The 15254-nt window shown below is 25.3% G+C and carries 14 protein-coding genes and 1 riboswitch; of the genes, 10 read left to right on the top strand and 4 right to left on the bottom strand.

The window, feature by feature from the left end; all coding sequences use genetic code 11:
- Window positions 1-15: 15 nt before the first annotated feature.
- Both lpxC and EV215_RS02800 read right to left on the bottom strand, forming a co-directional pair.
- Window positions 16-849: a UDP-3-O-acyl-N-acetylglucosamine deacetylase gene (lpxC, locus tag EV215_RS02805; RefSeq protein ID WP_134112472.1), complete on the bottom strand. Its 834-nt coding sequence runs from the start codon at window positions 847-849 to the stop codon at window positions 16-18.
- Between the two features lie 23 nt (window positions 850-872).
- Window positions 873-3011, bottom strand: coding sequence for an ATP-dependent helicase (locus EV215_RS02800; RefSeq protein ID WP_134112471.1), 2139 nt, complete (start codon window positions 3009-3011; stop codon window positions 873-875).
- A gap of 318 nt (window positions 3012-3329) precedes the next feature.
- Between EV215_RS02800 and thrC the strand changes: the two genes are divergently transcribed.
- Window positions 3330-4823, top strand: a complete 1494-nt coding sequence (gene thrC / locus EV215_RS02795) for a threonine synthase (RefSeq protein ID WP_134112470.1) — start codon at window positions 3330-3332, stop codon at window positions 4821-4823.
- Between the two features lie 61 nt (window positions 4824-4884).
- On the opposite strand, the gene metK is transcribed toward thrC, so the two are convergent.
- Together metK and EV215_RS02785 are read right to left on the bottom strand one after the other, a co-directional pair.
- Window positions 4885-6093, bottom strand: a complete 1209-nt coding sequence (gene metK / locus EV215_RS02790) for a methionine adenosyltransferase (RefSeq protein WP_134112469.1) — start codon at window positions 6091-6093, stop codon at window positions 4885-4887.
- Window positions 6094-6164: 71 nt separating this feature from the next.
- Window positions 6165-6258: riboswitch (SAM riboswitch) on the bottom strand.
- Window positions 6259-6333: 75 nt separating this feature from the next.
- The gene (locus EV215_RS02785; protein ID WP_134112468.1) at window positions 6334-6903 is read right to left on the bottom strand and encodes a hypothetical protein; all 570 of its coding nucleotides are present in this window, start codon (window positions 6901-6903) and stop codon (window positions 6334-6336) included.
- Between the two features lie 204 nt (window positions 6904-7107).
- On the opposite strand from EV215_RS02785, the gene EV215_RS02780 reads away from it, so the two are divergent.
- The 9 genes from EV215_RS02780 (at window position 7108) to trpA (ending at window position 15247) form a co-directional block, all read left to right on the top strand.
- Window positions 7108-7536 (top strand): MarR family winged helix-turn-helix transcriptional regulator, encoded by a 429-nt coding sequence (locus EV215_RS02780; RefSeq protein ID WP_243832384.1) that lies wholly within the window; start codon window positions 7108-7110, stop codon window positions 7534-7536.
- 364 nt (window positions 7537-7900) lie between these two features.
- Window positions 7901-9292 (top strand): anthranilate synthase component I, encoded by a 1392-nt coding sequence (gene trpE, locus EV215_RS02775; protein ID WP_134112467.1) that lies wholly within the window; start codon window positions 7901-7903, stop codon window positions 9290-9292.
- Between the two features lie 22 nt (window positions 9293-9314).
- Window positions 9315-9995, top strand: a complete 681-nt coding sequence (locus EV215_RS02770; protein ID WP_166667328.1) for a type 1 glutamine amidotransferase — start codon at window positions 9315-9317, stop codon at window positions 9993-9995.
- A gap of 11 nt (window positions 9996-10006) precedes the next feature.
- On the top strand, window positions 10007-10570 hold the full coding sequence (locus EV215_RS02765; protein WP_134112465.1) for an anthranilate synthase component II: 564 nt from the start codon (window positions 10007-10009) through the stop codon (window positions 10568-10570).
- Window positions 10571-10662: 92 nt separating this feature from the next.
- Window positions 10663-11685, top strand: coding sequence for an anthranilate phosphoribosyltransferase (gene trpD / locus EV215_RS02760; protein ID WP_134112464.1), 1023 nt, complete (start codon window positions 10663-10665; stop codon window positions 11683-11685).
- Window positions 11686-11845: 160 nt separating this feature from the next.
- Window positions 11846-12649 (top strand): indole-3-glycerol phosphate synthase TrpC, encoded by an 804-nt coding sequence (trpC, locus tag EV215_RS02755; RefSeq protein ID WP_134112463.1) that lies wholly within the window; start codon window positions 11846-11848, stop codon window positions 12647-12649.
- Between the two features lie 3 nt (window positions 12650-12652).
- Window positions 12653-13252 carry a phosphoribosylanthranilate isomerase gene (locus EV215_RS02750; RefSeq protein ID WP_134112462.1) on the top strand — a complete coding sequence of 200 codons (600 nt, stop codon included), beginning with the start codon at window positions 12653-12655 and terminating at the stop codon, window positions 13250-13252.
- A gap of 37 nt (window positions 13253-13289) precedes the next feature.
- On the top strand, window positions 13290-14468 hold the full coding sequence (gene trpB / locus EV215_RS02745; RefSeq protein WP_134112461.1) for a tryptophan synthase subunit beta: 1179 nt from the start codon (window positions 13290-13292) through the stop codon (window positions 14466-14468).
- Window positions 14469-14476: 8 nt separating this feature from the next.
- Window positions 14477-15247, top strand: a complete 771-nt coding sequence (gene trpA / locus EV215_RS02740; RefSeq protein WP_134112460.1) for a tryptophan synthase subunit alpha — start codon at window positions 14477-14479, stop codon at window positions 15245-15247.
- Window positions 15248-15254 lie beyond the last annotated feature (7 nt).

The raw sequence follows: 15254 nt of genomic DNA, 5'->3' as shown, positions 1-15254 counted from the left end.
ATTTTCTTAATATTTTTATAAAAAATTTTTAACTAACTCTCTTGCAAAATCAATATTTATTGCATGTCCTGCTTTTACTGCTATAATATGACCTTTTATAGGTCTATTTAATACTTTTAAATCTCCTATTAGATCTAAAATTTTATGTCTAACAAATTCATCTTGATATCGAAGCCCTCCTGGATTTAATATTCCATCTTTTTTTATTACAATTGCATTATCCAAGCTTCCACCAAGTGCTAAATTGTTTGCCTTTAAATATTCTATTTCATAATCAAAACAAAAAGTTCTAGCTCCTGAAATTTCATTTACATAGTTATCTACATTTACTTCTATTTCAAGTAATTGAGATTTTAAGTACGAGTGATTATAATTGACAGAATAAGTAATTTTATATCCATCATAAGGAAGTCCTACTACATGTTTATCACCATGTGTAACATATATAGGTTTTTTTATAATCAATTCTTCAACCTCTTCTTTATATTCTTTTATATTTTCTTTTATTAATTCTATAAATTTTTTAGAACTTCCATCTATAATAGGTAATTCATTACCGTCTATTTCAACAATAATATCTGTTATCCCAAATACATAAAGTGATGATAAAAAATGTTCTATTGTATAAACAGATGCTTTATATTCATTAATTAAATTTGTTCCTCTAGTTAAATCAAATACATTATCTATATCTAAAACTATTTTATTTTCCCCATCTTTTAAGTCTTTTCTATAAAAAACTATTCCAGTATTAACCGGAGCTGGTTTAAGTCTTAAAATGATATCTTCTCCTTTATGCAACCCTATTCCCTTATATTTCAGATTTTTAGATATCGTTTTTCTTTTCATAAAAATTCCTTCCTAAAATAACACTATATTTTTTTTAGTACTTTTTCAGCTACGGCAATGGCTATTTTTTTTTCTTCGTATTTAAATTTAATTATCAATCTTTTATTTTCTTCAATATTTTTAATTATTCCATTTCCAAATTTATTATGATATATTTTATCACCAACATTAAATAACCCTTTGTTTTTTAATGAAAATGGATTAAAATTTTCTATTTTTTTAGATTTTTCCTTTTTAATAATAGTTTTTTCTTCTTTTCTATTTATATATTTTAACAAGTTCATTGGTATTTCATCTAAAAATCTTGATTTATCTCTAAAGCTATCTATTCTTCCATAAATATTTCTTTCATTTGCATATGTTATTACAAGTTTTTCTTCCGCTCTAGTTATTGCAACATAACAAAGTCGTCTTTCCTCTTCAAGTTCTTTATCATCAAATTCAACCTTTTTACCAGGAAAAATATCTTCTTCCATTCCAACTAAATAAACTACTGGAAATTCGAGCCCTTTAGAATTATGAATAGTCATAAGCTTTATATAATCTTGATTTTCTTCCAAATTATCAGTTGTACTTACTAGAGATATATTTTCTAAATATTCACTAAGTTGTATATTATTTTCTCTAGTTTCTTGTTCTATTATAGAATTTTTTAACTCGAGTACATTTTCTACTCTAACTTCTTCTTCCAAGCTGTCTAAATATCTAGTTTTTTCTATTACTTCATCAAATATTTCTGTAACTGATAAAAATTCTTTTTCTTCTATAAGTGTTTTAAAGAAATTATATAACTCAATTATAGAATTTTTCGTATTACTTCTCACACTTGTAGCTTCTTCTATATATTTTAAAGTTTCAAATAAACTAATTCCTTTTTTATATTGAATATCTCTTATTTTTTCAATTGTTCTTGCACCTATTTTTCTATTTGGCACATTTATTATTCTAAGTAAACTAACATCATCATTTGGATTATTTATAACATTTAAATATGCTAATATATCTTTTATCTCTTTTCTTTGATAAAATTGCATTCCACCAAATATTTTATATGGTAAATTATGTTTTAAAAAAACTTCTTCAAATATACGGGATTGTGCATTTGTTCTATATAAAATAGTAAACTCTCTATAATTTCTACCATTATCTACGTTTTTTATAATATTATGTGCCACAAAATACGCTTCATCAATACCATTTTTAGCTTCATATACAGTTATTAAATCCTTACTTTTTTTATCTGTCCAAAGTTTTTTACCTTTTGAAGTAGTATTATTTTTTATTACTGAATTTGCAGCTTCTAATATTATTTCTGTAGATCGATAATTCCTTTCTAATTTTATTACTTTTGCATCTTTATAATCTTTTTCAAAATTTAAAATATTATCAATATTTGCTCCTCTAAATCCATATATACTTTGATCTTCATCTCCTACAACACATAAATTTCTATATTTTAAAGCAATTTTAGTTACAATCTGATATTGAATATCATTTGTGTCTTGATATTCGTCTACCATAATATATTTATATCTATTTTGTAATTTTTCTTTAACTTCCTCTATATCTAAAAGTTTATTTGTATAAATTAAAAGATCTGAAAAGTCCATACTATTATTTTTAAGAAGCTCTTTTTGATATCTTTTGTAAACTTCTGCAATGGTTTTGTAATCATGAAAAAATACTCTCTTTTCTTCAAATTCTTCTGGAGTTATTCCATCTTCTTTTGCTTTACTTATTATTGAAACAATTTTATTTGGTGTCAAATTTATCTCTCGACCTATTTCTTTTAGTATTCTTTTAACTATGGATAATTGATCATCACTATCATATATACCAAAATTCGAATCATATCCTATATATTTTGCATACATTCTAAGAAGTCTTACTCCAAAAGAATGAAATGTTGATATCATTACTTTTTCTCCTTCAATACCTACTAATGACTCAACTCTTTCTTTCATCTCTTTTGCTGCTTTATTTGTAAATGTTACCGCTAATATAAAATAGGGTTCAATATTTTTTTCTTTTATCATATGAGCTATTCTATATGTCAATGTCCTAGTTTTTCCGCTTCCTGCACCAGCTAAAATCAATAATGGTCCTTCTATTATTTCTGCTGCTTTTCTTTGATTTTCATTTAAATTATCAAGTATACTCATCTTTTCTCCTACAAAAAATACTTTTGGACTATTATAGCATAATTTACTTAGTATTTCAAGGAATCTAAATAGTAGCATAACATTATTTTTATTACTTATTTTAATTTTATGAAAGCATTTAATCATTTTTATCCTTAATTTTAAAACTCCATATTATTCTGATAATTTTAATAATTTTGCTATATTATTGATTAATATCAATAAATAATTCGAAAAAAGTATTTGAATATTTTAAACTTTATGATAAAATATCTAAAAAAGTATTTAAAATTTATAACCATTGTATAAAATTTTTAGACAAAGTTTGGGGGAATATATATGAAAATGTATTATAGTACTAGAAATGTAAATGAAAAAGTATCTTTTTCTGAAGGAGTATTAAAAGGCTTGTCAACAAATGGAGGACTTTTTGTACCTGAAAATTTTGAAAAAATAGATATTTTTAATAAAAAATATCTAGAAGTTGATTATAAATCATTAGCTTTTGATATACTTTCAAAATTTTTAAATGATTTTGATGAAGAAGAGATAAAATGGTGTATAAATGAAGCATATAATGAAAAATTTGAAACAGAAGATATAGTTAGTATAAAAGATATTGAAAATGTTTCTTTTTTAGAATTATATAGAGGACCTACCTTAGCATTTAAAGATATGGCTCTTTCTATTTTGCCTAAATTTATGAAGCTCTCAAAAGAAAAAAATAATGAAAAAAAAGATATAGTTATCCTAACTGCAACAAGTGGTGATACAGGAAAAGCTGCTTTAGAAGGTTTTGCAAATAATGAAGGGATTAAAATAATTGTATTTTTCCCTACTGATGGTGTAAGCGAAGTACAAAAAGCTCAAATGGTTACTCAAACTGGAGATAATACATTTGTTGTAGCTATCAATGGAAATTTTGATGATGCTCAAAGTGGTGTAAAAGATATTTTTAATGACACTGAATTTAATAAAATTTTAAATGAAAACGGGTATGTTTTTTCTAGCGCTAATTCAATAAATATAGGTAGGTTAGTTCCCCAAATCATTTACTATTTTTACGGATATTTTAATTTAATAAAAAATAATAAAATAAAAACTGGAGATAAAATAAATGTAGTAGTTCCTACTGGAAATTTTGGTAATATATTAGCTTCATATTACGCTTTTAAAATGGGACTACCAGTAAATAAATTTATATGTGCAAGTAATATAAATAACGTTCTTACTGATTTTTTAAATACTGGAATATATGATATAAATAGAGAATTTAACACTACAATATCGCCTTCAATGGATATTCTAATCTCAAGTAATCTTGAAAGATTTATTGAATCATTAACAGATAAAAATGATAAACTTATTATTGAATTAATGAATTCTTTAAAAACCAATGGTAAATACGAATTACCAAATAATTTAAAAGAAAAATTAAATAAATTTTATGGTGGATTTGCTGATGATAAATCTACAAAATCTACAATTAAAAATGTATATGAAAAATATTCATATGTTATAGACACACATACTGCTGTTGCATATAAAGTATATGAAAATTATTTAGAAGAAACAAATGATACTGATACTAAAACTCTTATAGCTTCTACTGCTAGCCCTTTTAAATTTACTAGAGCAGTATTAGAATCTATCATTGATAAAAATCTTGATAATAAATCTGATTTTGAATTAATTGAAGAACTTTCTAAAATTACAAATTTAGAAATCCCAAAAGCTGTTTTCGAACTTAATAAAAAAGAAATTTTACATAAAACTGTAATTAATCCTAATAAAATGAAAGATACTATCGCAGATTTTTTAAAAATTAAATAACTAAAATTTAAACAATATAAAAGAGTGTATTTATAAAATATAAATACACTCTTTTTATTAATTATTTTAATTCTTCTACTATTTTTTTTAGTTCTTCTACTTTATTAGTTTTTTCCCATGGTAAATCTAAGTCTATTCTACCAAAATGTCCATAAGCTGCTACTTGTCTATATAAAGGTCTTCTTAAGTCTAAATCTTGAATTATTGCCCCTGGTCTTAAATCAAATACTTTTTTTACCGCTTTTACTATAGTATCATCTGCTACTTTTCCTGTTTCAAAAGTATTTACTGCTATTGAAGTAGGACTAGCTACTCCTATTGCATAAGATAACTGTATTTCACATTTATCAGCAAGTCCTGCAGCAACTATATTTTTAGCAACCCATCTTGCAGCATAAGCGGCACTTCTATCTACTTTCGTAGGGTCTTTTCCAGAAAATGCTCCTCCACCATGTCTTCCCATTCCACCATAAGTATCAACTATGATTTTTCTTCCTGTAAGACCAGCATCACCGTGAGGGCCTCCAATAACAAATCTTCCAGTTGGATTTATATAATATTTTGTATTTTCATCTAATAATTCTTCTGGAATTATTGAATTTATAACATATTTTTTCATATCATGTTCTATTTTATCATGTGTAATATCAGAATCATGTTGAGTTGATATTACTATTGCATCTATCCTAACTGGTTTTCCATCTACATATTCTACTGTTACTTGAGTTTTTCCATCTGGTCTTAAATAATCTAATGTATTGTTTTTTCTTACTTCTGATAATTTTCTAGCTAATTTATGTGCTAGTATAATAGGCATTGGCATCAATTCTTCTGTCTCATTAGTAGCAAAACCAAACATAATTCCTTGGTCTCCTGCACCAAGTAATTCTCTTTCATCCTCTTTTTTTGATTTGTTTTCTTTTATTTCTAAAGATTCATCTACTCCCATAGCTATATCTGCTGATTGTTCATGAATAGAATTTATCACTGCACAAGTTTCAAAATCAAATCCATATTTTGCTCTTGTATATCCTATTTCTTTTACTGTATTTCTTACAATTTTTTGAAAATCAACATAAGTTGCAGTCGTTATTTCACCTGCTATTACAACAAGTCCTGTTGTAAGCATAGTTTCACAAGCCACTCTAGCTTTTGGGTCTTCTTTTAAAATTGCATCAAGTATAGCATCTGAGATTTGGTCTGCCATTTTGTCTGGATGACCTTCAGTAACAGACTCAGAAGTGAAAAATACTCTTCCTTTTTCTATCATTTTTTTCTCCTTTTCTAAATATTTAGATAATAAAAAACCTCTTTCAGAAATGAAAGAGGTTACTCTACTCTCTATCATCTCTCGGAATTAGCACCACACTAAATAAGGTTACAGTAGGTTGCTGAAGTTTCATTGGGCCGGTCCCTCCACTTCTCTTGATAACTTGCTTTTTTGACTAAATTAGTATATATTAATTTTAATGTTTTGTCAATAAAAATTTATAAATATTAAACAAAAATTTTAGTATATTGCTACTAAATCTTCATCTGTATTAAATTCTTGTATTAAAAGGTTTTTATATTTTTCATTATCATATGTTAAAATAAACAATCTATCTATTTTTACTTCTTCTGTTTCATTTAAAAATTTTCTAATTCCTTTAAATACTTCTTTTGCCATTTCTTCATAAGTTTTTTCTTTTTTACCAAAAGATTCTCCTGCTCTAATTGATGACATGGATACTATTTTATATTCTTCTTCATTAGCTTTTACTAGTCCACTATATATAATTTCTGATAAAGGTTTTCTTAAATCATCAATCACAAAAATAATATTATTAAATGCTGTTTTCATTCCTTCATCTTTTTCAACTAAAACTACTTGCCCATCATCAAATAAAGAAGTTCCTGTTTTTTGTCTAATATGTCCTAATAATGCTTGATGATAATAATCACCTACATTTTTTCGAATAGCCATATCCACTTGTCCACACCAAATACCTTTAGAATCAACTGCTGTAATTAATGCATCACTTTCTACTGCACACACATCTTTATTTTCTATTGCTCTTATTAAAAGTTGTTTTTTCATAAATTATCCTCCCCTTTATTTAGTTTAATCAATTTAGTATAGCATATTTTTTTTAAAAATATATATTATTTTTTGTTTTTTTATTCATAAAGAATTTTTTTATTTATTGAGATTTATTTTAATTATAATGTATTTTTTAACTTTATTTTTAACTTTATTTTTGTTATAATTTAAATAGAAATTTTAAAAAGGTTGGTAATAAAAATGAATGATATTTTAAAAATTGAAAATCAATTTTGTTTTAGTGTATATAAATTGATGAAAAATATAAATACAATTTACAAACCCCTTTTAAATAAACTTGATCTTACTTATACTCAATATATTACTATGCTTGTATTATGGGAAAAAGATGGAATAAATGTAAATGAAATAGGAAAAATTCTTTCTCTTGATTCTGGAACTCTTACCCCTCTTTTAAAAAAGCTTGAAAAAAAAGAATACATAAAAAGAAATCGAAATAAATTTGATGAACGAAATCTAATAATCTCTCTTACTACAAAAGGAAGAAATTTAAAAAATAAAGCAAAAAATATTCCTACTAACTTGTTAAATAATTTTTCATTAGAAAAAAACGAAATTTTTGCTATAAAACAACAAATTGATATTCTTAATAAAATTTTAGAAAAATAATTTTAAAATTTCAAAAAAAACTTGATTTATGTTTTTTAGTATGATAACATTAATACAAATAATAAAAAAGGAGTGTTTTAGATATGGTTACTATATTTAAAAGCTGGTGGAAAAACGAATATCTTGAATCAACTAAATATATAATCTGTAGTATCATATCTAAGAACGATACTATCTATTAGATTATATCTTTTAGTAATTTTAAGATATAATTTTTATAGATAAATAATTTATACATAAAGACTGTTCTTAGAACGGTCTTTTTTTATTATATATCAATAATAAAAAACTAAGAGAACTATAAAAATATCAATTTAAAATAATAAAATCAATAATTTAAAATTTATAACTAAGGGGGAAAATTATGAAAGAGTTAAAAGTATTTAAAAAAAAAATATCTGGGGATATAGAAACACCCATTACTTTATATAAAAAATATATAAATAATGATATTGGAATATTACTTGAAAGTAGAGACTCTATAAAAGGAAGATATTCTTTTATTGGTAAAAATCCTTTTATTATTGTTGAATCAAATGAATCAAGTATAAAAATTAAAAAAAATGGAGAAATTTTAAAAAAAAATGGACGAGTTCTTGATACAATAAAAGAAGAAATTGAGAATATCAAAATTATTGAAGATTCTAGTCTTCCTTTTTGTGGTGGTGCTGTAGGTGTAATTGGATACGATATAATAAAACAATATGAAAAACTTCCAAAAATAAACCCAGATAATTTAAACCTTCCTGAATCAAATATGATGTTTTTAACAGAATTTATTATGTATGATCATTATCATCAAGATATTTCTATTATTGTTCTTGAAGATAAAAACAATGAAGAATTAGCATATAAACGAATCGAAGAAATTGAGAACATTATCAAAACTACAACTTTACCGATTAATTTTTATAATATTAATAAAATCAAAATTGAAAATGAGGCTATAAGTAATACAACAAAAGAGGAATTTATAGAAATGGTTCAAAAAGCTAAAAAATATATATTTGAAGGAGATATTTTTCAAGTAGTTCTTTCTCAACGATGGACACTAGAAACAAATGAACATCCATTCAATTTATATAGAAAACTAAGAAGTTTAAATCCTTCTCCATATTTATTTTATTTTAATTTTGGTAATTATCAAGTAGCTGGTAGTTCTCCTGAAATGCTTGTAGAGCTTCGAGGAGATGAAGTATTTAATTGTCCTATTGCGGGTACTAAAAAAAGAGGAAAAGATGAAAAAGAAGATTTGTTACTTGCAAAAGATTTATTAAATGATGAAAAAGAAAAAGCAGAACACATTATGTTAGTCGATTTAGCTAGGAACGATATGGGGCGAATATCAAAAATTGGTAGTGTTAAAGTAACTGAATTTATGAAAATTCATTATTATTCTCATGTAATGCATATAGTTTCATTAGTTGAAGGAGAAAAAAGAAAAGACAAAGATGCTTTTTCTATATTATCATCATTTTTACCTGCAGGTACATTATCAGGAGCTCCTAAAATAAGAGCTATGGAAATAATTGAAGAGCTTGAAAAGGAAAAAAGAGGAATATATGGAGGTGCTGCCGGATATTTTTCATATAATGGTGATATGGATACTTGTATCGCAATAAGAACTATGATAATAAAAGATAATAAAGTATATATGCAAGCTGGAGCAGGTATAACATCTGATTCAAATCCGGAAATGGAATATGAAGAAACAAAAAATAAAGTAAAAGCTCTATTAACAGCTATAAAAAGCTAAATTATAAAAAAAGGAGATGTCAATGAATATATTCTGTATAAAACATGTATCTTTTGAAGATCCAGGCATAATAGAAAATTGGGCTATAAAAAATAATTATACATTTAAATATATTAAAATGTATGAAAACTATAAACTACCAAATATTAATGATATTGATATCTTAGTTATTCTTGGTGGTCCTATGAATATTTATGAAGAAAAACAATATCCATTCTTAAAAGAAGAAAAAACATTTATAAAGCAAGTCATTAATGCTAATAAAAAAATTATTGGAATTTGCTTAGGTGCTCAATTAATAGCAGATTTACTTGGCTCAAAAGTTGTTAAAAATAAAGAAAAAGAGATAGGATGGTTTAATGTAAAAAAAGTATCTAATCATAAATTTTTATACAATGTGCCAACTGAATTTAAAACTATGCATTGGCATGGTGATAAGTTTTTAATACCTGATAAAGCAGAAAAAATATTTGAAAGTGAAGCTTGTGACAATCAAGGATTTATTTTTAATAACATAATTGCATTACAATTTCATTTAGAAATGAAAAAAGAAAATATTATATCTATAATTGATAATTCTAATGATGAATTAACTGAAAATAAAAATTACATTCAATCTAAAAATCAAATTTTAAATCAATTAGAAAACATTGAAATTAATAATAAAATTATGCAGACTATATTAGAAAATTTCATAAAATGAAAGGAGAAAAAATGATAATTTTAATAGATAACTATGATTCTTTTACTTATAATTTATATCAATATTTGGGAACATTTGAAAAAAATATAAAAGTTATTAGAAATGATGAAATGAGTGTAGAAGAAATTAAAGCTCTCAATCCTGAAAAAATTGTACTTTCACCTGGTCCTAAAACACCAAAAGAAGCAGGGATATGTGTAGAACTTATTCAAAAATTGCATCAAGAAATTCCAATCCTTGGAATATGCCTTGGCCATCAATCAATCGGAGAAGCCTTTGGCGCTACCATTAGTTATGCAAAAGCTATTTATCATGGTAAATCTTCTATGATAAAACATGATGGAAAAGGTGTTTTTAAAAAAATTACTAATCCTACTCAAGTAGCTAGATATCATTCTCTTGCTATTATAGATGGTACTTTAAGTAATGATTTTGAAATAACTGCAAAAACTGATGATGGTGAAATAATGGGAATTAGACATAAAAAATATAAATTAATTGGATTGCAATTTCATCCAGAATCAATTTATACACCTGAAGGATTAAAAATGATAGAAAATTTTGTAAACTTATAATTTAATATTTTATTATTAATAATTTTATAATTTTTTAATTAATTAAAAAATTCGCGTAGTATAATATATTAAAACAAAAAGGGGGATTATATATGATAAGAAAAGCAATAAAAAAATTATTTCAAAAGCAAGATTTAAGTCAAGAAGAAATGAAACAAGTCATGACAGAGATTATGGAAGGACAAGTATCAGAAGTATTAATTTCTGCATTTTTAACAGCACTTAGAATGAAAGGTGAAACAGCTGATGAAATAACTGGTGGAGCATATGTAATGAGAGAAAAAGCTGAAAAAGTTAATATTTCAAATGAATATACTATAGATACTTGTGGCACTGGAGGTGATGGAGCTAATACTTATAATATATCTACTACTGTAGCGTTTGTTGCTGCTGCAGCTGGAATAAAAGTAGTAAAACACGGAAATCGTTCTGTTTCCAGTAAAAGTGGAAGTGCTGACGTATTAGAAAAACTTGGTGTAAATATTAATTTAACTCCAGAAGAAGTAAAAGAGTGTGTAAAAAATACAAGCCTTGGATTTATGTTTGCTCCAAATTTTCATAAAGCTATGAAGTATGCTGTACCAGTAAGAAAAGAATTAAAAGAAAGAACTATTTTTAACGTTCTTGGACCGCTTACTAATCCAGCATTTGCAAAAGGTCAAGTTTTAGGGGTATTTGATGAATCACTTACAGAAATCATAGCTTCTGCTCTAAAAAATTTGGGTTTAGAAAGAGCTTTAGTTGTTTATGGTATGGATAAATTAGATGAAATAAGTTCTTGTAATAATACAAAAATAACAGAATTAAATAACGGTGAAATTCAAACTTATTATATTTCACCAAAAGATTTTGGAATGCCTTTATATGACAGTTGCGAAATAAAAGGTGGAACTGTCGAAGAAAATGCAAATATTATAAAAGAACTTCTTCAAAATAAATTAAAAGGTGCTAAATATGATATATTACTTCTTAATGCTGGTGCTGCTCTCTATGTAGGTAAAAAAGCTGAAAATATAAGAGAAGGGGTTTATTTAGCAAAAGATATTATAGAATCTGGAAAAGCATTTGAAAAATTAAATCAATTTATAGAGTTTACTAATAAATTTAAAAAATAAAAGAAATCATAAAAAAAGAATTCTACAGAAAACAATTATAAAGCTCATAGTTTAAAATGATTTTTATAATTATTATTTGTATAAAATACTAGCTTTAAATATTCTTGATGCTCTTATTCTTTATATAATATATATTTATAGCTTAGTAAAAGGGAGGATTATGGAAACTATACTTGCAAAAATAGTAAATAGAAAAAAACAACGACTAAAAGAATTAAAAGAAAATTCTATATACGACTTTGATTTTACCATATCTAATTTTGAAAAAAATATTGATTTTTCTATAAAGAAGCCAAATTTTTATAATGCAATGAAAAAAGAAGGTTTATCTATTATTGGAGAAGTCAAAAAAGCTTCACCTTCAAAAGGAATTATTAGAGAAAGTTTCAATCCGATTGAAATAGCTAAAGAATATAATAATATTGTTGATGCTATGTCTATTCTTACAGAAGAAAATTTTTTTATGGGGAAAGCTGAATATTTAAAAGATATATCTAATAATGTTGATATCCCTCTTCTTAGAAAAGATTTTATTATTGATCCTATACAGATTTATGAAGCAAAATATCTTGGTGCTTCAGCTATACTACTTATTGTGTCTATTCTTAGTGATGATGAAATTAAAAACTTTTATTCATTAGCAAAAGAATTAGAGCTTGATTGTCTTGTAGAAATTCATAATTTAAAGGAATTAAATAGAGCGCTTAATATAGATGTAGATATTATTGGGATCAATAATAGAAATTTAAAAGATTTTTCTGTATCACTTAATACTACTCTTGAACTTTCACAATATATTGAAAAAAATAAAATATTAATAAGTGAAAGCGGTATTTTTGACAAAAATGATATTAAACATTTAAAAAAAGGTAATATTGATGGAATATTAGTTGGAGAAAGTTTTATGAAAAGTAGTAACATAAATCATTTAGCTAAATCATTTAAAAAAGCCTTTGAGGAGTAATTTATGAAAATAAAAATTTGCGGAATAAGAAGAAAAGAAGATATAGATATTATAAATAAATATAATCCTGATTATATAGGTATTATTTTTTATCCTAAAAGCAAAAGATATATCAAACCAAATATTATTGCACCATTTTTAAATAATTTAAATCCTAATATAAAAAAAGTTGGTGTTTTTGTAAATGAAACTTTTGATACAGTAAATGAAATTAGTAATATTTGTAATTTAGATATTATCCAGCTTCATGGAAATGAAGATATTGAATATATAAAAAATATTAAAAAAACCGTATGGAAAGCTTTATCTGTAAAAAATAAAAATATTAAAAAACAAATGGAAATATATAAAAAATATGTAGAGATAATTTTATTAGATAATGGTAAAGGTGGTACCGGAAAAACCTTTAATTGGAAATATGCTAAAAATTTAAGCGAAAATTATAAAATAGCTCTTGCTGGCGGAATAAATATTAATAATGTTAAAGAAGCTATAAAGATTGTAAATCCTAGTATTATTGATATTAGTTCTGGGGTTGAAATAAATAGTTATAAAGATGAAGAAAAAATAAAAAATATCATTAATTTAATTAGAAATATATAATTCATAAAAAATTAATTATAAACTAAGGGAGGATTTTATGGAGCTTAGAAAAAAATTTGGAGAATTTGGTGGTCAGTATGTATCTGAAACATTAATGAATCCACTCATTGAATTAGAAAAAGCATTTAAAAAACATTGTTTTACAGAAGAATTTAAAAATGAATATATGTATTATATGAAACAATATGTTGGAAGACCAAATCCACTTTATTTTGCTGAAAAACTTACTAAAAAACTTGGTGGTGCTAAAATATATTTAAAAAGAGAAGACCTTAATCATACAGGTGCCCATAAAATAAATAATGTTATTGGTCAAATATTACTTGCAAAAAAAATGGGAAAAACAAAAGTTATAGCTGAAACTGGCGCTGGACAACATGGGGTTGCTACTGCTACCGGCGCTGCCCTTTTTGGAATGGAATGTAGAGTATATATGGGAGCAGAAGATATTGAAAGACAAAAATTAAATGTTTTTAAAATGGAACTTCTTGGTGCAAAAGTTATCCCAGTCACTAGTGGTACTGCCACTCTAAAAGATGCTACAAATGAAGCTCTTAGAGAATGGGTTAGAACCGTAGAAGATACCTTTTATGTCCTTGGCTCTGTTGTTGGTCCACATCCTTATCCTACAATAGTTAGAGAATTTCAAAAAATTATTGGGGAAGAAACAAAAAAACAAATATTAGAAGTAGAAAATAGACTTCCTGATACAATAATTGCTTGTGTTGGTGGTGGGAGTAATGCTATGGGAATTTTTGCTCCATTTATAAAAGATACAAATGTAAAGCTTATAGGAGTAGAAGCTGCTGGTAAAGGAATCGAAACTGGAAAACATGCTGCTGCATTTCAAGGAAGAATTGGAGTCCTTCATGGAATGAAAACATATATTCTTCAAGATACTGATGGACAGATACATGAAGCTCATTCTATTTCTGCTGGCCTTGATTATCCAGGTACAGGTCCTGAACATGCTTATTTATACGAAACAAGAAGAGCTCAGTATGTCTCAGTAACTGATAATGAAGCTCTAGAAGGATTTAAACTTTTATGTGAAGAAGAAGGTATAATTCCTGCACTTGAAAGTTCTCATGCTATTGCTTATCTTATGAAGATTGCTCCTAATATGCAAAAAGATAAAGTTATTATTGTTAATGTTTCTGGTAGAGGAGATAAAGATATACATACTATTGCAAAATTTATGAAAAAAGATATATAGGGGGAAATATGAGTAGAATTAAAACATGTTTTGATAAATTAAAAAAAGAACACAAAACAGCTCTTATTACATATTTAACTGCTGGTGATCCAAATATAAAGCAAACAGAAAAATTAATATATGCTCAAGCAGAAGCAGGCGTTGATATTATTGAAATTGGAATTCCTTTTTCTGATCCACCAGCTGATGGCCCTGTTATTCAAAGAGCTGCTAAAAGAGCTCTTGACAATGGAATAAAAGTAGATGATATTTTTAATATGGTAAAAACTATTAGAAAATCTCTTGATATCCCTTTAGTTTTTTTAGTTTATTACAATATTATATTTAGTTATGGAAAAAATAAGTTTATAAAAAATTGTGAAGAAGTTGGAATAGATGGATTAATTATTCCGGATCTTCCTCTTGAGGAAAGAAATGAAATTTTACCACTTCCAAAATCTATAGATTTAATACCTTTAGTTGCTCCAAATTCAAATAATAGAATCAAAGATATCGTTAAGGATAGTCAGGGATTTGTATATTGTGTATCTTCTATGGGAGTTACAGGTGTTAGAGATAATTTTGAAATCAATATTGAAAACTATTTAAATAAAGTAAAAAAATATACTGATTTACCTTTAGCTATTGGTTTTGGAATCTCAAAAAGAAGTGATGTCGAAAAATTTGAAAAAATTGCTGATGGAATAATTGTTGGTTCTGCAATAGTTAAAATTATTGAAGAAAATAATGGTGATATTGAAAAAATTATTGAAAAAGTAAAAGAGCTAAAAAACTTGTAATTAAAAA

It is taken from the genome of Hypnocyclicus thermotrophus, assembly GCF_004365575.1.
GTDB classification, from domain to species: domain Bacteria; phylum Fusobacteriota; class Fusobacteriia; order Fusobacteriales; family Fusobacteriaceae; genus Hypnocyclicus; species Hypnocyclicus thermotrophus.
The sequence above is the reverse complement of the archived record's forward strand: the minus strand, read 5'-3'. Positions and strand labels throughout refer to the sequence as shown.

Bases quoted from the DNA above. Each gene is read 5' to 3' on its own strand.
- lpxC (WP_134112472.1), bottom strand. From the start codon at position 849: ATGAAAAGAAAAACGATATCTAAAAATCTGAAATATAAGGGAATAGGG.
- EV215_RS02800 (WP_134112471.1), bottom strand. From the start codon at position 3,011: ATGAGTATACTTGATAATTTAAATGAAAATCAAAGAAAAGCAGCAGAA.
- thrC (WP_134112470.1), top strand. From the start codon at position 3,330: ATGAAAATGTATTATAGTACTAGAAATGTAAATGAAAAAGTATCTTTT.
- metK (WP_134112469.1), bottom strand. From the start codon at position 6,093: ATGATAGAAAAAGGAAGAGTATTTTTCACTTCTGAGTCTGTTACTGAA.
- EV215_RS02785 (WP_134112468.1), bottom strand. From the start codon at position 6,903: ATGAAAAAACAACTTTTAATAAGAGCAATAGAAAATAAAGATGTGTGT.
- EV215_RS02780 (WP_243832384.1), top strand. From the start codon at position 7,108: ATGAATGATATTTTAAAAATTGAAAATCAATTTTGTTTTAGTGTATAT.
- trpE (WP_134112467.1), top strand. From the start codon at position 7,901: ATGAAAGAGTTAAAAGTATTTAAAAAAAAAATATCTGGGGATATAGAA.
- EV215_RS02770 (WP_166667328.1), top strand. From the start codon at position 9,315: ATGAATATATTCTGTATAAAACATGTATCTTTTGAAGATCCAGGCATA.
- EV215_RS02765 (WP_134112465.1), top strand. From the start codon at position 10,007: ATGATAATTTTAATAGATAACTATGATTCTTTTACTTATAATTTATAT.
- trpD (WP_134112464.1), top strand. From the start codon at position 10,663: ATGATAAGAAAAGCAATAAAAAAATTATTTCAAAAGCAAGATTTAAGT.
- trpC (WP_134112463.1), top strand. From the start codon at position 11,846: ATGGAAACTATACTTGCAAAAATAGTAAATAGAAAAAAACAACGACTA.
- EV215_RS02750 (WP_134112462.1), top strand. From the start codon at position 12,653: ATGAAAATAAAAATTTGCGGAATAAGAAGAAAAGAAGATATAGATATT.
- trpB (WP_134112461.1), top strand. From the start codon at position 13,290: ATGGAGCTTAGAAAAAAATTTGGAGAATTTGGTGGTCAGTATGTATCT.
- trpA (WP_134112460.1), top strand. From the start codon at position 14,477: ATGAGTAGAATTAAAACATGTTTTGATAAATTAAAAAAAGAACACAAA.